Here is a 20861-nt window from a genome sequence, read left to right on the forward strand (position 1 = left end):
AATTATGACATATATGATATAGGGAAATTTGTCGAAATTTAGCATAAGAACAAAAAAATACCTGACAAATTTCGTTTTTTATCACGAATTGCGTCAGGCATAGACTATTTGCAATGAAATTAGTCTTCTTTAGGCTCTAATTTATCAGCATATTTAATTTGTTGAATCCTTTCCGTTTTTAGGATTTTAACAAAAGATAGTATCATTAAGAGGATAATGATGCTAAAAGGAAAAGCCGCAATAATGGAAGCCGTTTGCAGTGCCTCTAATCCCCCTGCCCAAAGTAATACAGCAGCAGATGCAGACTGAATAAGACCCCAAACTAACTTTACCCTATTAGGCGGATTTAGGTTTCCACCAGTCGACTGCATCCCTAAAACGAATGTTGCCGAATCTGCCGATGTTATAAAAAAAGTGCCAATTAGAAAGATTGCGATGTATGACATAATATTTCCCAAAGGAAAATGAGACAACACAGAAAACAAGGCAATTTCCTGTCCTTTTTGATTAATAAGATCCATAATGTTTTGATGTTCAAAATACTCTAGATAGACCGCTGAACCCCCAAACACTGAAAACCATAGGGCACCAAACAAGGTTGGAACCAGTAAAACCCCAATAACAAATTCCCTAATGGTTCTTCCTTTCGACACACGTGCAATAAAGGTTCCAACAAAGGGCGCCCAGGCAATCCACCATGCCCAATAAAAGATCGTCCAATCTTGAACCCAGGTATTCTGTTCAAATGGACTCAGCCTAAAGCTCATGGAAGTAAGATTTTGTAGGTAGCCCCCAATGGTAGTCGTGAACAAGTCCATAATAAAATTTGTGGGTCCGGAAAATAGCAGAAAAAGCATTAATGCGATGGCCAGGATGATATTTACATTACTTAATACTGCAATCCCTTTATCCAGACCAGTTGAGGCAGATAATAAATAAAGTACAGTGACAATGATGATAATCATAAGCTGTGTTGTAAAATTATTTTGGATGGACGGAAACATATAAGACGCGCCGCCACTGATTTGAGAAGCACCAAATCCCAACGATGTCGCCACACCGAACACAGTGGCAAAAATAGCGATAAAATCGAATAATACACCTAAGGATCCATTCACCCTGTCACCAAATATTGGCTTTAAAATTTGACTAACAACTCCAGCTGTATTTTTTCGGAAATTAAAATAAGCTAGAATTAGACCTATTACGGCATAAATGCCCCATGGGTGTAATCCCCAATGGAAAAAGGAGTACCTGATGGCCAACCTTGCGGCCTCTGTTGTTTCTCCTTCACCGGAGGGTGGTTGATGATAATGGGATAAAGGCTCAGCTACTCCCCAAAAAACTAGACCTATACCCATCCCTGCACTAAACAACATCGCAAACCAGGTAATACTGGAAAACTCGGGCTTATCCGTGTCCTTCCCAAGCTTTATGTTCCCATACTTTGTGAATATTAACGCGAGGGCAAAGACAAGAAAAATGGTCGCGGAAAGAAGATAAAACCAGCCAAACTTCTCAATAATTGAAGTTTGAATTAAACTTGTTACATGTTGTAGATTACCCGTTGGCAACACTCGGGCGGGAATAACACCCCAAATAATAAATAGTATTGAAACAATAACTGCTACCCAAAAAACCGGTGTTGTTTTTTTCACACTTCCACACCTCTCCATATCAAACGTCCTGTTTAAAGTATTTAATAAGGAAAGGAATACTATGCAAAAAATGGATGGGATTCATCTCCATCCATTTTTAAAGATTATTGTTTTATTCCTGTATAAATATGAATGGCATCTCGTAAAAATTCTGCTGTTCCAGGCTGTTCTTGATCATAATAGAGTGTAAATCTTTCATCATCGACATACATTTGTGCCAGGCCTGCATGGGCCTCTTTACTGTATTCCTTCCAATAATAGCAAAGCCATTGTCTGTGTAGGTCAGCAGCTTCTTGTGCCAACTTCCCTGCAGGATCCCCTGTTTTAAAGGCTTCCGCTAAGGTTTGTTTGAGCTGTTCCGCAAGGGCAGTAACCTCATCATGCTGCTCCTGTGTCATATTCATAACTTTTGCATTGGAAGCATCGACAGTATCGTCACCATATTTATCACGAATTTCTTTACCATACTTTTTCTCGTTATCATCAATCATTTTTTTCTTAAATCCTTCAAACTTTTCTTTATTCGACATGTTTATTCTCCCTTCATTTAAGGCAATCGTTTTATCCACATTCGCAATTAATAACTCTAATTGCGACTTTTTCTCGAGGAGTTTCTCACGATGCTCGCGAAGTGCAGCAGCGCCATCAAAGGATGGGGCAGTAATAATTCCCTTTATGCTGTCCAAGCTCACACCTAGCTCCCGGTAAAACAGGATTTGCTGCAGACGATCTACCTCCGCCAAACCATAAATCCTATATCCTGACGAATTGATTCTTGCCGGCTTAAGAATATCAATTTCATCATAATACCTTAAAGTTCTGGTGCTAATCCCGGCTAAATGCGCCAGCTTCTGCACGGTATACTCCATCTGATCACCTCCTCATACATCAACCATACACCTTTACGCAACGTCAAAGTCAAACACTAAATTGCCTATTTTTAATAAATAAATGGTGCCTGACACCATTGCTCCTATTTACAACTAAAATAACCATTTAATGGTGTCAGGCACCATCTTCAAGTGATGTTTGTCCTCGATAGGACATACAGTTTAATAGAGGGGGTTGTTTTGACATGGATACTTCTTTATCTATGATTAAATTTATTCGATATGCGGTGGCGTACGTATTTATCATTTCAGGGTTAATGAAACTAATGAGTGCTGAATTGGCCAATGGCTTTCTTCACTTAGGTCTTCCATATCCCCACATCATGCTACATGTTATCGTTGCACTGGAGATAGGATGTGGAATGTTCATTTTACTAAATATAGCGGTAAAGAATGCGGTGATTCCGTTAATTGCCATCATGATTGCTGCCCTACTATTAACAAAACTACCATCCATACACACAGGCATTCTCCAATTTGCCTTCAATGCCAGGTTAGACATCGTAATGTTAGTACTGCTTGTCATTTTATATAACAGATATCCCAACTAAAAAAGCAGATGGTTACGTGAGAAATTCCCCCTAAGAGGATCCTCACCCCTTTTCCCTTGCTATGATAAAATAGGGGAGTATTGGGGGAGTGGCAAATGAATTTAAAAGAAAAGGTAAAGAACCTTCCCTTAACACCTGGTGTTTATTTAATGGAAGATTCTTATGGAAGCATTATTTATGTAGGGAAGGCGAAAAATCTTAAGAATCGGGTCAGTTCATACTTTCAAAATTCGAAAGCACATTCGCAAAAGGTACAAAAGTTAAAAGCAAATATTGCGAACTTTACCTACATCCTGACAGATACAGAATTCGAAGCATTTATGCTGGAATGTAAATTAATTCGAGAATTAAAGCCGCTTTTCAATAAGATGATGAAAAATCCCAAATCCTATACCTATATCAAGATCCAAAAAGATAATGAATTGGGAAGAATTGAAATTTCTCCTAGTATAGAAAAGGATGAGAATCTTTACTTTGGCCCATATAGGAGTAAACACAGTGTCGAAAAGGCATTACAGGGGATAAAGGACTTTTATAAAATAAGCTGTAGTAACACTACATATAAGAATTCCCCATGTGTAAACTATTCAATAGGTTTATGCATGGGGATCTGTTTCTCTGACTCTGCGATTGAACAATATAAAAAAATCATGAACAAAATCATTTCCATATTAAATGGTACCGACATGACTATTTTACAAGAAATGAAGCAAAAAATGGCAGAAGCCTCCATTAAGTTTGATTTTGAAACGGCGGCAAAATACAGGGACTATTCAGACGCCATCCAAGCACTTCTCACTAATGAACAAGTGATTGAATTTACAGAAGCGAATAAGAATATTGTGGTCCTAGAATCTCTACAGGATCATAGATGTAAACTTTTCCTAATAAAAGGGAACAGGATACTGTTTAGTGAAAAATATCATTTAGTGGACCTTAACATTGGACAATTCCTTCATACGCTTAAAATAAACGTATCAACCCATTTTTGGTCTGATATGCCTTCCACCCTAGAAGTTAGCAGGGATGATATCGATGAAGCACAGATAATCTATCGCTATTTAAAAGGTAGTACCTGCAAATATATTATTATTCCTGATAATTAGAATGGTTCCGTGCCTAATTGACTTAGAAGCCTGGGTGATGAAAATCCCCGTGGCTTTTTTTATGTCGAATTTACTATTAAACTCTCAAAGTAAAAAGTTATTTAAATCAGAATTTATTTACTATTTTAAAAAAACTTTCTTTTATTTCAACAAACCTCAATTATATTGAATTATCAAGGTTTTCAACCATATCTAACTTATTTTCCAAAAAAAGTTTTTGACAATTCAAACATACTAAAAGTATTATAGAATAACAAAAGGAGGTTATACAATGTCAAACATAAATAGACAGAAAATTGCGGAGAGTGTACCTCAGAAGGGATTTTTTGGGCATCCTAAAGGTCTTTTTACCCTCTTCTTCACAGAATTCTGGGAACGCTTTTCTTATTATGGAATGAAGGCAATCCTCGTTTATTACATGTATTACGAGGTCTCACAAGGTGGCTTAGGGATGGATAAAACCCTCTCCCTTTCAATCGTGTCCATTTACGGATCCCTTGTATATATGTCCGGTATTATTGGCGGCTGGCTGGCTGACCGTATTTTTGGTGCCTCCAAAGCTGTATTTATCGGCGGTATTTTAATTATGTTTGGTCACATTGCTCTTGCTATTCCTGGAACTATCACTCTATTCTTCGTTTCCATGGTTCTAATTGTCCTTGGAACAGGCTTGCTTAAACCAAACGTGTCAACGGTTGTAGGTGAGATGTACAGTGAAACGGATAATCGTCGTGATGCCGGATTTAGTATCTTCTATATGGGGATTAACCTTGGTGCATTCATCTCCCCATTAATCGTCGGATCTGTTTATAAGCAAAGTTTTCATTTAGGATTTGGTATTGCCGCTGTTGGTATGTTCTTAGGGCTTATCATGTTCATGGCGACAAAGAAAAAAAATCTCGGACTTGCTGGTCAAACAGTTGGAAACCCACTTTCTCCTGCTGAAAGAAAGAAAGTCTTTACCATTCTTGGATTAGCCGTTATCGTCATTGCCATTATTTTTGCTATTACTATTACAAAAGGGATTTTAACATTTGACATTTTTGTTAATCTAATTGGAATTCTTGGTCTCTTAATTCCAACACTTTATTTCATTGTCATGTATCGCAGCAAAAATACAACAAGTGTAGAGCGTTCACGATTGCTTGCATACATTCCGCTCTTCATCGCCTCTGTTATGTTTTGGGCGATCCAAGAACAAGGTTCAACCATCCTTGCAAGTTATGCGGATACACGTACACAGCTTAACTTCGCTGGCATAACTATTTCACCAGCATGGTTCCAATCATTAAATCCTTTATTCATTATCACATTAGCACCTGTATTCGCATGGATGTGGGTTAAATTAGGGAAACGCGAACCAACAATACCGCAAAAGTTCTCCATCGCATTATTGTTCGCTGGTTTGTCATTTATTGTAATCCTGCTTCCAGCATACTTCGGCGGCACGGATTCCATGGTAAACCCTTTATGGTTGGTGATTAGTTATTTAGTATGTGTACTTGGTGAATTATGCTTATCACCTGTAGGATTATCAGCCACTACTAAATTAGCACCTGCTGCATTCTCAGCACAAACCATGAGCCTTTGGTTCCTATCTAGTGCTGCAGCACAAGCGATCAATGCGCAAATTGTTAAATTTTACACACCTGAGACCGAAATGGCCTATTTTGGGTTTATCGGCGGAGCCTCTATAGTCCTAGGGATTATCCTTTTAATGCTATCTCCGAAAATTCAGGGCTTCATGAAAGGTATAAGATAACATATCAAAAAGAGTGCATACCCCCGGACCACATTCTGTGTGGAAAAGGGATATGCACCTTTTTTGTTTCTCTATCTATTTAATAAATGCTTCACAGAATAAATGGGATGATACAGCATCATCCATGGACCTGAGTATCGCATCACAGCCTTCATCTTTTGCCGGTATTTCGGTTTATAGCAATGAACCTTACAGTTAGAGCAGGCCGTTTTTTCCTCGCCAAAACGGCAGAATGAAAGCCTTAATAGCGCATAGTTTTTTAAATCCAGACATTCCTTACACAGCACATTGTGATGATGGTTCTTCCGGCAGTACAGTACGATCATTTGCCTGACGATTTCCTTTTCCTTTTGGACTTTTGGACCATTATTTGGTTCAATTAATCGCGCTTTCATGTTAGTAAATCCTCCTTCCGAAAGTTCACTTCTTACTTAAACCATATCATATGATTCTTCTTTTTGATGAATGGAATATTAACAAATTGAGAACATTCCACCCAGGATATTCCCTACTTTTATTTGGCAATTAAAAAATGCCATAAATGGCTGTATATTTTTTGGATGTAAAAACGTAGTTCAATATAATACAAAGATGGATTTGTTGTTAATGATCAAATTTTACAGATTTCTTTTAACTCCGATAAATAATTTATCGTATATGTGCTTTTAATCGTATTTAATCCTGATGATATTTTATTTGATGGATTAAACAAACAAGTATCGATACCCATATTGATTCCACCTAATATATCAGTGTTAGGAGAATCTCCAATAATAAGCAACTTATCTAAATTTTTATCATCGATATAAAAGATGACATGTTCAAAGAATCTTCGATCAGGTTTTTGAAAGCCGATTGACTGAGAATCAAATATTTCACTGAAGAATTTATACAACCCGGACATTTTTAATCTTTTAATTTGAGTTTTTCTTATCCCATTTGTAACAATTATCATTCTATGTGTTTTTGAAAGTTTTTCACATATTTCCAATGCACCATCAATTAAGAGATATCCATCAGCGAGATATTCCCTATATTTATTTTCCCAACCAATACCATCTATATCTATATTGTGTAATTTTAACGCTTCTGAAAATCGTGAATTTAACACGAGTTCTAATGGTATTTCACCTTTTTCATATTGTAACCATAAATTTTTGTTAATCAAATCATATGTTTTCCTAATTTCGTTAGTCAATGGAACTTTGTGTTCTGAAAATAAATTTTCCAGTGCAATTTGTTCATATGCATTAAAATCAAGTAATGTTCCATCTAAATCAAATAATAAAGTTGAATATTTCATTTTTACTCCTCTTTTATTTTAATATTTTTATATAATGTCAAAATATAAGTTATGTATAAATGGATGGGGAAAATTAAGGACATCAATGAAACATAGATAAGTCTTCTTCACATATTTAATTTAATAATTAAATTGTTGTGAAAGGTAATAAATTTTTTTATTCATACAGTGAGTTGTCAAATTGCACGAATATCAATTAAGTTCCAAACTTGATTGATTTTTGAATCTGAATCAATCTAACGGATACTATACAAATCAAGCGCTAATCCCTTAACAAGGATAGCGCATGATTGCTGTAGTGCATACATAAATAAAACTTCTTATTTTGCAGTTGTTGCGAAGGCTCCCATTGAAATGGAGATTCGATTCCAGTTATTAATTTGATTGATTAAAATAACAAGATCTACATATTCCTTTTCACTAAAATGTTTACGCACTAGATTATAAAGATCATCAGGTACACGCTTAGTTGGAATTAACGTTACAAGTTCAGTTAATTCTAATGCCACTTTTTCAGCATCTGTGTAGAAATCGCAATCTCTCCATGCGCTGACACAGAATAACCGCTGTTCCGTTTCACCCATTTTTCGAGCGTCAGTCGTATGCATATTAATACAAAAAGCACAGCCATTAATTAGAGAAGCACGGATTTTAATTAATTCACGGAGTTTACGATCTATCCCAGTAGATCCATTATACTTTTCCATTTCCATCATAATTTTAAGTGCTTCAGGTGCTACTTCTAAATAATTTATGCGTTGTTCCATGTTCATTCCTCCTAAATATTGTTACAGACTATAAGAATGTCTGTTATCAGGATATGAAATTGTTAGTCATATTCTGATAACAGACAACCTTAAAGGCCCCTGTTCTTAACAATTGCATTGTTATGCTGTCAGTTTCAAACCAATGGCTGCTATTAAGATCATACTTATAAATAAAATTCGCTTCCAATCATGTGATTCCTTATAAAATACCATCCCTACCAGTGTACCTCCTATAGTCCCTATTCCAGTCCAGACTGCATATGAAGTCCCCATTGGGAGTGCTTGCATTGCCAAACTTAGAAATCCAAAACTCAATAACATCCCTCCTAAAAAAGTGATAAATGATCTTAGATTTCTATGTTTACTCACTTCGTTCATACCTGTAACAGCAACCACTTCAAATGCACCAGCTAAAATAAGAAAAGTCCAATCCACTACGCTGCCTCTCCTTTTTCATCCGAAACTTCATTTGTCACCACTTTCAGACCGAACACACCAGCCAACAGCAAAAGTATAAGGAATAATTTAATCCAACTTAATGGTTCTTCAAAAATAATTATTTCTGCCAGAACTGTTCCCATTGTGCCCATACCAGTAAAAACTGCATAAACAGTACTGACCGGTAACCTATTGGTAGCAAAAATCAAAAGGTAAGTTGAAATAAAAATCGCGATAATTGTGCTAATCCAAGATACCCAATTAATTGAGTGCTTTAGCCCAATTACCCATAATATTTCAAAAAATGCAGCTCCGAAAACAAATGTCCAATCTCGATTCATTTAATCCTCCCTAAAAACCCTCTTATTCTATTCTTATACTCTTCCCTACCATAATAGAAACGAAGAGACAGCTAGTCATTTTCAAGTTTTTCAACCGATAAACGTACAGCAGCTTTTTCTGCTTCCTTATATGCTTTTTCCAATATGTCTTCACGATTTAATAGAGCAGTCCCTTGGACCCTAATTATTTGATAATCTTCAATTCCCATTAAATTAAACATTGATTTCAGGTATTTATGAGAGTATTCAACCTCGGTATACCAATCGTTATTTGTATATATTGATCCACTGGCTTGTATAACGAGTAAACTTCTGCCATCTTTTAGTAAACCCACTGGTCCATTTTCCGTGTATTTAAAAGTCTCCTGAACTATAAGAATGTTATCCATATAGTCTTTTAGCTTTGAAGGTATGTTAAAGTTATGCAGAGGTATAACGAGTACATACTTATTTGCGCTTTTAAATTGATGTAATATCTTAGTCATACGCTGAGTAATTCTTCTCTCTTCATCTGTAATCCGTTCACCTTCCGCTAACTTTTTCCAAGCACTTAAAACAGTGGGACCAATGAAGGGTACATCTTCATTGTAAAGATTTATTATTTCAATTTTCTCTATTGGGTTTTTTAGCTCTTTATAAAGCTTCAAGAAATGATTATATATCTGAAGACTAAATGAAGATGTAGAATCACCATTCGAGTGAGCATTAATTACAAGTAATTTATCCATTAATAATTCCTCCTATGGCTAGAAATAATCTTATTATTATCGAAATAGCTAATCGTATTGTGTATTCAATTGTCAAGGAATGCCGAAAGATTTAATTGAATAGATCTTAATGTAAATAATAAATAGTGAAGCAAACAAATTAAGAAAAATGAATGTAAAATTTAAATGAAAAAATGATCATGTTCGTGTTCACCTATTGTTTTTTTGAAAACTAACAATGCTATTGTATTATGCAATCTGACATTTAAAAAGGTACAATTATATAAAAATATGCATGTCAAAGGAGGTAGTTAATGAAAAATACAATATTTGCTTTTAGAGAGGATTCTCCTAAATACAAACAAGTTTATGAGCATTTTAAAATTTTTATTGAGAAGGGTGACATAAAAACTAACGATCAATTGCCATCTATTCGTCAACTTGCAGAATCCCTTCAAGTAAGCCGAAATACGACATTAATGGCATATGAGCTACTAGTAGCTGAAGGTTATATCCGTGGTGAAGGGAGAAAGGGGTATTTTGTTAACGAATTGGAGCCAATGTTATTTCAAAATGTTTCAATTCCTACTGATAATAAGGAAACAAAATTGGGAAAACCCGTGCTAATTGATTTTCGAACTGGAGCCGTCGATCAAAACAATTTCCCTCTGAAAACTTGGAGAAAAATTTCTAATCATGTTTTGACATTAACGGTTAGCTATCAATACGGAGAACCATTCGGTGAAGACTGCATACGTGAACAAATAGCTACTTATTTATTACAATCTCGTGGAGTTAAAACACACGCTGATTCAATAATAATCGGTAGTAGTACACAGCAAATGTTGATGAATCTTGTACACTTATTAAAGGATGAACATCCAAGCATAATTGTAGAAGACCCAGGATTTGATGGAGCTAGAAAGGTCTTTCAATTCCATCGGTTAACACTTGAAACAATTCCAGTTTATGAAACAGGTATTGATTTTTCAAAATTAGAAGATATGATGTCAAGGTTAATCTTTGTAACTCCTTCCCATCAAAGTCCAATAGGGGTAAGTATGACCATTCAACAACGCCATATGCTTATCCATTGGGCTAACAAATTGAAAGGCTATATTATCGAAGACGATTATGATAGTGAATTCCGGTATTCGCAAAAACCATTGCCGGCTCTTGCTTCTATAGATTCTACTAGGGTTATATATATAGGGAATTTTTCAAAGTCATTCCTTCCAGGAATTCGCTTAAGTTATATGGTACTTCCACAGAATCTTCTAGATCTTTATAAAAAGCAATATATTAATTTCGATAGTATGACTTCCCTCCATAGCCAACTTACAATGGCGAAGTTTATGGAAAAAGGAGAATGGATACGTCATCTAAAAAGGATGCGACTGGTCTATAAGCGGAAAATGCAGTGCTTTGTATTAGAATTAAAGAAGCAATTTAAGCAAAACATAACCATTATTGGAGAAGAATCTGGTTTATACTTATTAGTAAAATTGCATTTAAATCGTTCAGAAAATTGGTTAATTCAGCAAGCTTCTTTGTTTGGAGTGAAAGTTTATCCCACCTCTATCTATTTTGTTAAAAACCAATCAGATGAACCAATTATAAAGCTAGGATTTAGCCATCTGACTAGTGATGAAATACAGTTAGGTGTTAAGCTTCTAAAAAAAGCATGGGCATAAATAGCCACTATAGTAGAAGGGTGGGTGTTCCATCTGATCCTTTTTAAGCCAACTGCCCGTTAGTGCAGTAAGCACCGCTTAACAAAGATGAATAAATATTAGTGTTTATAAATCTTACCCTTAAGTAATAATTCATAGTGATTAATAAACATACTGCCAAAACATACATTAGTTAATTGCCAGGAACACCCTACTTTTGTGTAAAATAAAACAGGAAAAGGAGCGTGCATGATTATGCATCACTCCTTTTATTTAAAAATTCTAATTCAAGCATTGCAGCCGGTATAGGCCTGCTGAAATAATAGCCTTGCAATTTGGCCTGAAATTTTGAGCATATAAACTCAATTTGTGCTTCTTCCTCGATTCCCTCTACAATAATTGTCATGTTTAAGTCGCTAAAAATTTCCAACATTCCCATCAGAAGAATGCTATCAAAGGATTGCATTGGAACATCTTTAATAAAACTTCGATCAATTTTTATGACATCTATGGGTAATTCTTTCAAATATAAGAGGGAGGATGTTCCAACTCCAAAATCATCTAATGCAATTTTAACCCCACGACTTTTTAACTCCTTTGTAAATTCATCAATTTCTCGAAGATAATGTTCAATGTCACTTTCCGTTATCTCTAATTGTAGCATATGGGCAGGAAATTGAAATTTAGTTAGAATTTGATCTAACTTTTCAATAAAACTGCTGTCCTTCATTTGCGATTTTGAAATATTAACCGAGAGGACAAGATCATCGTATCCACTTTGATACCATTTTTTCATCTGTTTCACAGCATCTTCCAAAACCCATAATCCGATGGAGGGCATCATCCCTGTTTCCTCAGCAATGGGGATAAATGTAGCAGGTGGAATAATCCCCTTTGTAGGGTGATTCCAGCGTAAAAGCGCCTCCACTCCTGCAATTCGTTTGTTATCTCCATTTACAATAACCTGGTAATATAATTCAAATTGACGATTCAGAAGTGCATCTTTTAAATCCTTTTCAAATTCTAATAAGTTTCTATAACTATCATCGCTTGTAAGGTCCTGGAAAAAAATAAATTGATTTTTTCCTTTCCTTTTCGCTTCATACATGGCTATATCGGCATTTTGCAATAATTGTTCCATTGAATATCCATCATTAGGATACATACTAATACCAACGCTTGCCGTTACAAAGGTTTTAAAAGAGTGGATTTGATATTCCTTTCCAACCGCAGACATAACCTTTTGAGCTACTTCTTCTATTTCCACCCGGCTCTCTTTTTGGAGCAATATAACAAATTCATCCCCGCCATATCGAGCCATAATGCCATCCTGTTCTTCAATTAGAGGGAGAACTCGTTGGCAGACCCTATTTAATAAGATATCCCCAATTTTATGGCCTAAGGAATCATTTACCCATTTAAAACCATCAAGGTCAAAAAATAAAACCGCAAATGACTGATTATGTAAGCCCACACGTTTTGAGAATTCCTTAAAAAACATATAGCGATTTGGGATAGACGTTAACTGATCAAAGAAAGCTAAATTTGTGATATTATTATGTTTTTCTTCCAATGATGCCAGCATTTTATTGATGGAACCCTCAAGATTTAACAGCTCATCCTTTTGCCTATTGCTAAGTCTAATTCTTGATTTGAGATCCTTATTATTTTGAATATTTTTTAACTGTAAGGATAAATCTTGAACCCGAGTAAGAACAAAATGATTTAAAAAAACAATAATAATCAAGATAAAGAACAATGTTGTAAGAATTAAATAAACGAACAACTGTTTAATGTTTACCTTCTTTTGCAGGTAGAAACTTCTCTTGTTTACAAGACTTATTTCGTACGCTTTTTGCTTAGAATAACTCTTCAAAAACAGCGATCCTCTTATTTTTGTTTCGCTGATTGGCTTTACGTTCACGTGCAAATGGGCGGTCCGATTTTTAGTTTCCTTAATGGTAAGTGGAAGGGAGAGCGCCTCCCCCATATGTCGAATCGTAGTTTCACTGATCATTTTCCCCATGATGAGGGTTCCGGGTGACGGTCCCCCATTATTGCTCCTATAAACAGATTGTAATGAGGACATGGTTAAACCAAAGTTTGTCGAAACAAGTAACGTGTCATGAAGATTACTTTTCGACTGAATAATAGGTAGAAACGCTTGATAAAAATCAGCATTTAATTCCAGTGGCTCGTGCCTCTGCAAGTCATACCCGCCCTGATAAACTAATTCATTTTTCTTATTAAGATAAATGATAAAGTTCACCATATTGTTTTCAAATGTGTCATTTTGCAGATTCACTTTGGGAAAATCGGAATGATCACCCGTTAAAAACGAAAAAGAATCATCCCAAACTGCCCAATCACGATTTGTTCTATTTAAACCATCCATAGTAGATAATAGATGATTCTTCACACGCTCAATATCTTTTTGTGTCGTCTGTTTGTCTAATTCAACAGAATCCTTCAATAAATAAGGACGAATAACGATGAAAAGAAGGATTAGAAATAGCAACATAGTAATGCCTATTATTATTGATGTTTTGACTCGAAGCTTCATCCATTCTCTGCCTTTCCCAACATGCCAATAGTACCAGTTATGATTGTATAAAAAGATGAAACTATTATATAAAAACGAATTGAAAGATCACGAAACTCTATAGTTCAATTATACCAGCTTTCCCACCTCACTATTAGAGCATTCTTCTAATTTAATGACATTTTTATAATCCAATTTACATGATTACTATTTTTTAGGGGACTTCCGCAGTACAGCGGGTTGAAATGCTGAAGAGCCCGATTTACTTCAATCGGACTCTTACAATTGATTTAAGATTTCTCTTCGTTCAGTTCATCGATTAGTTGTTTCGTTCTTTTCGCATTTCCTTCGGCAAAGTAATCAATGGGTTTAAACCTTCATTCGTATTGTGATTTATCAACAAAGGCAGCATATAACAAATAAATAACGATACAGATAGCTGTTGTCACAAATCCCCAGCCGAGCGTAATTTGTTCAATAACAAGGTAGTTGTTACATAATTGCACCGGTGTTTCAATATATAGCCATCCCATTGCAGTGAATAACGCGATAAAGAAGTAAAAAATAAGATTTTTGATCATTGGCTTAAGCCTTTTCCAACTATCCCTAAGAGGAATTCCCGCCAAGATTGGTAAACTGATAAATTTGAATACCTCCATGGCCTGTACTGTCAAGGCCTCATCCATTGCCCTTGGAATCGTCCAATAAGATACTGTAATAAGAAATAATAAGATTCCGGGAACGCCATTCCCATTCCATTTTTCAAAAAAACGTGGAAAACGAAGTTGAAAAAAACGGGCCATAAGGAATCCCGCAAATACCAGCATTGGCATTTGCATATGCATGTGTATAATCATGACAGATTCCATTAAATTTGCTACTGGAGGCATTGCGAGAAAAAGTATGATTAATAAGCCATATAGTAATTGCTTCATCGTTACTCCCTCGCTCCCTTTTCAAGAATGCCCGTAAGCTTATTGGCGGCTTCGTCCACCTTTTTATAGTCCATTACATTGAGCAGTGTACCTTTTTTATCCACTAAATAGAAGGCGGAATTATGGGCGAAGCTGCCATTATCATCAGGGATGACAATGACCCCAAATGCTTTTAAAAGTGAATCCAATTCCACTTTATTCTTAATTCTTGCCATTCGCCACGTTTCACCGTCACTATTAAAATAGGTTCGGTATTTTTCTAATGTTGCCGGGTCGTCTCTACCAGGATCAAAGCTTATACTTAAAAAGACAATATCTTTGCCGATATATTTGCTTGGTACCTTATCATAAACTTTAGACATATTCATCTCCAATTGCGGGCAAACCGTTGTGCAGGAAGTATAGAGAAAGGTAATAAAGACATATTTGCCTTCAAATTCCTCAATTGAATACTTCCGACCCTTGCTATCCTCAAAGGTTACATCAGGAAACTTTGGTTTATCGTCAATTAGTTTATTTACTCGCGCTGTTTCAGCCGTAAAGGCCTGAAATCCATCTGTACCGAAATAGAACAGTGCAAGGCCAAATAAGATAACAAGCAAACACGCAAATGTAGTATGCCTATTTTTGATCATGTAGATCACTTCCCAAATCTATTATTTTCCAGTTGATTTAAGCATAAAGAGATAGCCCTGACTTTAGAGCTATCTCTTTTTCAAACTGTCTAGCGCAAGCAGCCTAGGGCTCGGGGTCATAAGCCCCTGAGCAAGGCGCTTCCGCTTTTCTTTTTTACCAAGTCTTGAATGGTGGTGAACCTGGAGGTGCATTTACGATAAACTCTGATAATGGGATAACATACGCCATGGCAACAACCAATAGCATGATAACAATCCACATTCCCCAACGCTCTGTCCAATATGGAGTTTTCGTTGCATTTTCTTCTTCTTCCGCAATTGGGAATTCAGTTTCCCCTTTTGGTGCAAAGAACATCATATTGATTACTGCATACACTTGAAGTAACACACCGATGATTAATAATGTTCCGCCAACAGCTAAGCATAATAAATATGGGTTCCAGCTTAACGCTGTTGCATTGTCTCCATAAGTTGTAAAGGAAGTTCTACGTGGTGAGCCAAGTAAGCCCACAGCGTGCATGGATCCTGACATAAAGATCATACCAATTGTCCAAATCCATGTTTGGATTACACCTAATCGATTGATTTGTGGTGTTAACACACGTTTTGAAATATAAGGAACTAACCAATAGCTAATACCGAAAAACGTCATGACAACAGACATACCTAATGTTAAGTGGAAGTGTCCAACGATCCACATCGTATTGTGCACAACTTGGTCTAATTGGTTCGTACTTTGTGCAATACCGCCAGCGCCTGCAGGAATGAAAGCAATCATTGCAATCATAGGAGCTAAGAAACGAACATCGCCCCATGGCATTTTTTTGTACCAGCCGATCAGCCCTTTTCCACCCTGTTTTCTTGCTGTTTTTTCAAATACAGCGAACATTGCCCATGCAGTCATTAATGAAGGGAAACCGATCGCTAAACTCATAAATACGTGCATAAATTTAACAGATGGTGAGATTCCAGGGTCAACGATTTGGTGATGGAATCCACCAGTAATATTCATGACAACCAAGGCAATAATAACAACACGTGTTAGTGTATCACTCCAGCGTCTACCGCCAATAATTTTTGGTACGATAACATACCAGGCAGAAACAGCTGTTAAATACCAGATATTAACTAATGTATGACCAAAAGCCCAGAAAAGTGTACGAGCAACCATAACGTTGATTGTCTCTACCCAGCCAAATGACCAAGGAATAATCATCACAATAACTTCTACCGCTACAGGTACAGAACCGAAGAATAATAGAACAAATACGCCAGTAGCGAAGTATGATAGAATTGGAACATGTTGTCCCTTATGATTCTTTCTCCAATTGGCTACTTGGATAAAAGCTCCGAAAGCACACATCCAAACACCAACTACAATTAATGCTAAACCAATATAAAACATTGGCGCAGCTGCCATTGGCGGATAGAAGGTGTACATGACAGATGCATCACCCATGATGATAGGGATCACTGCTAATACAAAACCGATAATTTTCAAACCAAAGCCAATCCAAGCCATCGTTCTTACTTTTGGAAGCAGACCACCTAAGGTATGAGACATTCCTGCGTAAAAATATCCAATTGTAAAGAAGGCAGTTAATACAACAACTAATAATAAACCATGTGCGGTTAACACTTGATAATAGTTAACCCATGACGGTAATTCCAACAATCCTGCACGATTCAATCCTTGCACAAGACCTAAAATCCCGCCAAGAAGTATGGCCATAAATGCTACAAATATATATGATTTCGTTAATAAGGCGTCTTCTTTGCTAATTCCCATTGCCCTATTTGCTTTATCTTTTAAATCTTTAGATTTTGCTGTTTGCATGTTGTTTCCCCCCTTTATTTAACCGTAATCGTTGTACTCATCATTTGGTGCCCAGCACCGCAATATTCGTTACATAACACTAAATATGTTCCAGGCTTATCAAATTTTTGGGTGATTTTTTGAACATGTCCCGGCATGACCATTGCGTTTAAGTTTGTTTCAGCCACCTCAAAACCATGAACAACATCTTTAGAAGTTAAAGTAAAATGTACGGTAGATCCGGCTGGAACTTCAATATTACCCGGATTAAAACTAAATACTTGCAATGTCATAACGACTTCGTATTCTTTTTCACCAATCTTAGTAATCCCCGGCTTATCAAATGGTGCCGTTTGGTCTACTTTTTGCGGGTCAATAATATCTTTATTACTTGGCGGCTCCATGTCATAAGCAAACGCCTGGTAGCCAGTGATAAACATAAAGATCATGATCATCCCAAAACTTAAGGTCAGCCATATCTTTTCATCAAGATGCATTTTCATCATTTTTCCCCCCTATAATCTCGTCATAAATAGCCCGTATAACAATAAATAAGTAGCAAGGATTACTACTCCGACAACACTGACAGAAATCCAGGTTCCTTTTAGCGGAGCTTCATGCGCTTCATTTTTTTTACCCTTTGTAGCTGCCATCCCATTTCATCCCCTTTATCTTCTTCATACTTACATAATAATTGCGAAGAGTTATCAACGAAGTGAACTGAATCACGGTAAATAGAATTTTTCTAGGGTGAAACAGGTTACTTAATATTTCTCTTGCAAAAATACCACAGGATTCATTTGTTACCGCACTCTTAAAAAGCATTATTATCACTGTCTCAACGTTCTTTTTCTTAATGGTTCACTCTTATGAAATAGTATTTTTATAGAAAATATCAGTTAGAGATTAAAAATGACAAATCTGTGAACAACCTAGGATTCTAAATAAAAAAAAGCCGTCCCCTTGTATGGCAATATGCTTGCATACATAGGAAACAGCTTTGAACTATTTGTATGAAAATATAGGTATTACTTAAATATCGGCATTGTAACGATAACCATCATAAGAAACATAATGGTTATATAATTTACAGAATAAAGAAAAATCACATGTGCCCATTTAAGATCATTCTTCGTGAAAAATCCATAAATACTCACTGCTAACCACCCAATATTGAGGATCGTTGCAAGGACAACAAATGTTGTTCCCAGTGATCCCAGATAAAATGGTAGTGGCAGTAAACAGGCAACGTACACCACCATTTGCCGCTTTGTCATTGGTAACCCATAGACAACTGGAAGCATGGCAACCCCCGCCGCTTTGTATTCATCATATTTCTTTATGGCAATGGCAAAGGTATGGGGCATTTGAAATATAAATAAAATGAGTGCCAGCATAATCGGGATGATATGAAAACCAGATTCAATCGCCGTCCAGCCGATTAAAGGGGTAACAGCCCCAGAAACGCTGCCGATTACGGTATTGAGAGTATAGCGGCGTTTTGACCACATCGTGTATAGGATTACATAGGTAAACCAGCCGACGAACCCATATATGGCGGCTTCAACTGATGTAAAAAGTAAGAGAATAAATCCAATTAAAGAAAAGGAAATGCCCAAGGTTAAAACCATTTTCAGTGAAAAATGACCCGTCACCGTTGGCCGATTCTTCGTTCTGTCCATCACCGTGTCAATATCCACATCGTACCAGTTATTGATCACGAGTGCTCCCGCCATAACAAAAGTACTGCCAGTAAGCGTCAGCAAAAATACATCCCAATACTCATCAAAAGAAGCTCCAGTAAAATAAAGTGCTAACCAAAAGCCCGTAAATACAGGCAATACATTTGCGATTAAAACAGGTCCTTTAAAAAGCGATCTTATATCAGCAAAGAAAGTAGAACTCGATAAAGCAGCTCCCCCACCATTTTGTGGCGCAGCAATGCTATTCTTATTCAATTCAAAATCCTCCCTACATTGTGGTTGGAAAAATTCTTTAAACCATTATCAATTTTCCTCTCTATACATATTAACATAATTCTTTGCCACATATGTGCTGGAAGCTTATTGTAATTTATTAAAAAACTTCTTCATTTTCCACTTTAACTTAATCAAATAGCTTGGCAATGACACCTGCAACAATCACCACAATAAAAGCTCCAATCAGGGCGGGAATCAATGAAAACCCAACTAGCGTAGGTCCCCATGCTCCAAATAAATGATGACCAACCCACGCCCCAATGAAACCGGCAATGATAGCTCCAGCCCAGCTTCCAGGCATCTTAACAGGCGATAACTTATCTGCAACAATACCAATTATCATCGCAATAACAACAGTAAGGATAAATGTAACCATACTCATCTAAAAACTCCTTTTTACCAGCATATTCAATCCTTGTACTAAGGGTTCGAATAGGCCCATATTAAGGAAGCGATGTTTTTTACAAAAATAACTCCATCCTGTAAGGGACGGAGTTATTCTTTGTTTTCTAGTGTAATATTCTAGCTGCGCTAGAGAAAGATGACGGATTATACGATGCAATTTTCACAACATCACCTGTTTGTGGTGCATGGATATATTGCCCGCCACCAATATAGATGCCGACATGATAGGCAGGAGAACCTCTGAATACTAAATCTCCTGGCTGTACTTGACTTGGAGAAATCCTTGTTCCTACATTTTGCTGGTCTCGTGACACTCTCGGTAGACCAACACCAACTGAACGATACACATATGAAACGAATCCCGAACAATCAAATCCGTTTGGCGTTGTTCCACCCCAAACGTAAGGAACACCTAAGAATTGTTTAGCATATGCAATCACCGCACTTGCCGATCCAGAGTTGGTCGGAATAGCTACATTATTCGTTGGTAATGAAACTGCAGCGCTTTTTACTGTAGATTGCTGCTGAGTTCCTTCCGTTTGCTCTTTTTGTGCTTGTTGAGTTGCTTGTTGTGCTGCTTGTTGCGCTGCAATTTGAGCCTGCCGTTCAGCTTCTTCTTGAGCCTGCTGATCCTCTAGGTTTTGTAATTTGTCCTTCGCAGCTGCTATTGCTGTGGCAACTTCCTTTTTATCTTCTTCGATACTTTTTTGTTCAGCAGCCAATTTATCTTGGCTCTTTTTTAAATTGTCCAATTCACTATTTAATTTTTGCTCTGCTGTTTTCAACGCTTGTTCTTTTTCATTTAAACCATTCAGTAAATCTGTATCTTGTTCCATTATCTGCGAAATGGCAGTAAAACGATTTAAAAACTCAGAAAGATTAGTAGAAGAAAGCAAAAGTTCTGCATATGTAGCGATTGAAATTTTCCCCTCTAATTGAATACTCTTTAGTCGTTCGGAATAGACCTCTTTATGAGATTCTAAAGACTTTTTTGCTGCTTCAATTTCAGCCCTTGTTCCTTCAATTTTCCCTTGTTGTTCACTAATTTGATTATTGAGTTTTGCACTATTTTCCATTGCTAAGGTAATACGGTTATCTAATTGTTGCATTTTTGTTTCGAAGTCATTAATTTGTCCTTGTGTCGCGTCAATTTGTCCTTGCGTCACTGGATTGGCAAAAGCAGGTGTTGCTTGAATCATAGTTGCGAGAACCGCAGCTGATACCGTATATTTAATTAATTTTTTGATCATAGCAAAATCTCCTTTTGTTTCCCTGTCATTAATTCAGCGTTTTAAGATAGTTCTAGTTTATAGTCTAAATAGACTAAAAACAATGAATCTGTCGGTATTGTAA

The 20861-nt window shown here is 36.5% G+C and carries 21 protein-coding genes; 4 read left to right on the plus strand and 17 right to left on the minus strand.

Features of this window, described 5'->3' with window-relative positions; translation table 11 throughout:
* Window positions 1-119 precede the first annotated feature (119 nt).
* Together G6554_RS23410 and G6554_RS23415 are read right to left on the minus strand one after the other, a co-directional pair.
* Window positions 120-1658, minus strand: a complete 1539-nt coding sequence (locus G6554_RS23410; RefSeq protein WP_166246396.1) for a glycine betaine uptake BCCT transporter — start codon at window positions 1656-1658, stop codon at window positions 120-122.
* 104 nt (window positions 1659-1762) lie between these two features.
* Window positions 1763-2527 (minus strand): MerR family transcriptional regulator, encoded by a 765-nt coding sequence (locus G6554_RS23415; RefSeq protein ID WP_166246398.1) that lies wholly within the window; start codon window positions 2525-2527, stop codon window positions 1763-1765.
* A gap of 206 nt (window positions 2528-2733) precedes the next feature.
* Between G6554_RS23415 and G6554_RS23420 the strand changes: the two genes are divergently transcribed.
* From G6554_RS23420 to G6554_RS23430, 3 genes are all read left to right on the plus strand, one after another.
* Window positions 2734-3099 carry a DoxX family protein gene (locus tag G6554_RS23420; protein WP_166246400.1) on the plus strand — a complete coding sequence of 122 codons (366 nt, stop codon included), beginning with the start codon at window positions 2734-2736 and terminating at the stop codon, window positions 3097-3099.
* Window positions 3100-3194: 95 nt separating this feature from the next.
* Window positions 3195-4205, plus strand: coding sequence for a GIY-YIG nuclease family protein (locus G6554_RS23425; RefSeq protein ID WP_166246402.1), 1011 nt, complete (start codon window positions 3195-3197; stop codon window positions 4203-4205).
* Between the two features lie 271 nt (window positions 4206-4476).
* Window positions 4477-5967, plus strand: a complete 1491-nt coding sequence (locus G6554_RS23430) for a peptide MFS transporter (RefSeq protein ID WP_166246404.1) — start codon at window positions 4477-4479, stop codon at window positions 5965-5967.
* A gap of 71 nt (window positions 5968-6038) precedes the next feature.
* Here G6554_RS23430 and G6554_RS23435 read toward each other — a convergent pair whose 3' ends face one another.
* From G6554_RS23435 to G6554_RS23460, 6 genes are all read right to left on the minus strand, one after another.
* Complete coding sequence (locus G6554_RS23435) at window positions 6039-6362, minus strand: nitrous oxide-stimulated promoter family protein (protein ID WP_166246406.1); 324 nt, start codon at window positions 6360-6362, stop codon at window positions 6039-6041.
* A gap of 215 nt (window positions 6363-6577) precedes the next feature.
* Entirely contained in the window at window positions 6578-7270 is a 693-nt protein-coding gene (locus G6554_RS23440) for a YjjG family noncanonical pyrimidine nucleotidase (RefSeq protein ID WP_166246408.1), read from the minus strand.
* Window positions 7271-7590: 320 nt separating this feature from the next.
* Window positions 7591-8037: a carboxymuconolactone decarboxylase family protein gene (locus G6554_RS23445; protein WP_166246410.1), complete on the minus strand. Its 447-nt coding sequence runs from the start codon at window positions 8035-8037 to the stop codon at window positions 7591-7593.
* Window positions 8038-8157: 120 nt separating this feature from the next.
* Window positions 8158-8472 (minus strand): SMR family transporter, encoded by a 315-nt coding sequence (locus G6554_RS23450; RefSeq protein ID WP_166246412.1) that lies wholly within the window; start codon window positions 8470-8472, stop codon window positions 8158-8160.
* Complete coding sequence (locus G6554_RS23455) at window positions 8472-8816, minus strand: DMT family transporter (RefSeq protein WP_166246414.1); 345 nt, start codon at window positions 8814-8816, stop codon at window positions 8472-8474. Before G6554_RS23455 ends, G6554_RS23450 begins: the two co-directional genes overlap by 1 nt.
* Window positions 8817-8887: 71 nt before the next feature.
* Window positions 8888-9544 carry an FMN-dependent NADH-azoreductase gene (locus G6554_RS23460; protein WP_166246415.1) on the minus strand — a complete coding sequence of 219 codons (657 nt, stop codon included), beginning with the start codon at window positions 9542-9544 and terminating at the stop codon, window positions 8888-8890.
* Between the two features lie 293 nt (window positions 9545-9837).
* Here G6554_RS23460 and pdxR point away from each other — a divergent pair, with 293 nt between their 5' ends.
* Window positions 9838-11217 carry a MocR-like pyridoxine biosynthesis transcription factor PdxR gene (pdxR, locus tag G6554_RS23465; RefSeq protein ID WP_166246417.1) on the plus strand — a complete coding sequence of 460 codons (1380 nt, stop codon included), beginning with the start codon at window positions 9838-9840 and terminating at the stop codon, window positions 11215-11217.
* A gap of 232 nt (window positions 11218-11449) precedes the next feature.
* Here pdxR and G6554_RS23470 read toward each other — a convergent pair whose 3' ends face one another.
* From G6554_RS23470 to G6554_RS23510, 9 genes are all read right to left on the minus strand, one after another.
* Window positions 11450-13717 (minus strand): EAL domain-containing protein, encoded by a 2268-nt coding sequence (locus G6554_RS23470; protein WP_207627735.1) that lies wholly within the window; start codon window positions 13715-13717, stop codon window positions 11450-11452.
* 398 nt (window positions 13718-14115) lie between these two features.
* Entirely contained in the window at window positions 14116-14673 is a 558-nt protein-coding gene (locus tag G6554_RS23475) for a hypothetical protein (protein ID WP_166246421.1), read from the minus strand.
* Between the two features lie 2 nt (window positions 14674-14675).
* Window positions 14676-15308 carry an SCO family protein gene (locus G6554_RS23480; protein WP_166246423.1) on the minus strand — a complete coding sequence of 211 codons (633 nt, stop codon included), beginning with the start codon at window positions 15306-15308 and terminating at the stop codon, window positions 14676-14678.
* A gap of 154 nt (window positions 15309-15462) precedes the next feature.
* Complete coding sequence (locus tag G6554_RS23485) at window positions 15463-17145, minus strand: cbb3-type cytochrome c oxidase subunit I (RefSeq protein ID WP_166246425.1); 1683 nt, start codon at window positions 17143-17145, stop codon at window positions 15463-15465.
* Window positions 17146-17159: 14 nt separating this feature from the next.
* The gene (locus G6554_RS23490; protein WP_166246431.1) at window positions 17160-17627 is read right to left on the minus strand and encodes a cytochrome c oxidase subunit II; all 468 of its coding nucleotides are present in this window, start codon (window positions 17625-17627) and stop codon (window positions 17160-17162) included.
* Window positions 17628-17639: 12 nt separating this feature from the next.
* Window positions 17640-17777, minus strand: a complete 138-nt coding sequence (locus G6554_RS23495; RefSeq protein ID WP_166246427.1) for a cytochrome c oxidase subunit 2A — start codon at window positions 17775-17777, stop codon at window positions 17640-17642.
* Between the two features lie 375 nt (window positions 17778-18152).
* Window positions 18153-19082 carry a heme o synthase gene (gene cyoE, locus G6554_RS23500; protein WP_166246429.1) on the minus strand — a complete coding sequence of 310 codons (930 nt, stop codon included), beginning with the start codon at window positions 19080-19082 and terminating at the stop codon, window positions 18153-18155.
* A 148-nt stretch (window positions 19083-19230) separates the two neighbouring features.
* On the minus strand, window positions 19231-19485 hold the full coding sequence (locus G6554_RS23505; protein ID WP_207343104.1) for a GlsB/YeaQ/YmgE family stress response membrane protein: 255 nt from the start codon (window positions 19483-19485) through the stop codon (window positions 19231-19233).
* A gap of 127 nt (window positions 19486-19612) precedes the next feature.
* Window positions 19613-20758, minus strand: coding sequence for a C40 family peptidase (locus G6554_RS23510; RefSeq protein ID WP_207343103.1), 1146 nt, complete (start codon window positions 20756-20758; stop codon window positions 19613-19615).
* Between the last annotated feature and the right edge of the window lie 103 nt (window positions 20759-20861).

Origin of the sequence: Bacillus sp. MM2020_4 (genome assembly GCF_011250555.1) — a bacterium.
In the GTDB taxonomy this organism is placed as follows: Bacteria; Bacillota; Bacilli; order Bacillales; family Cytobacillaceae; genus Neobacillus.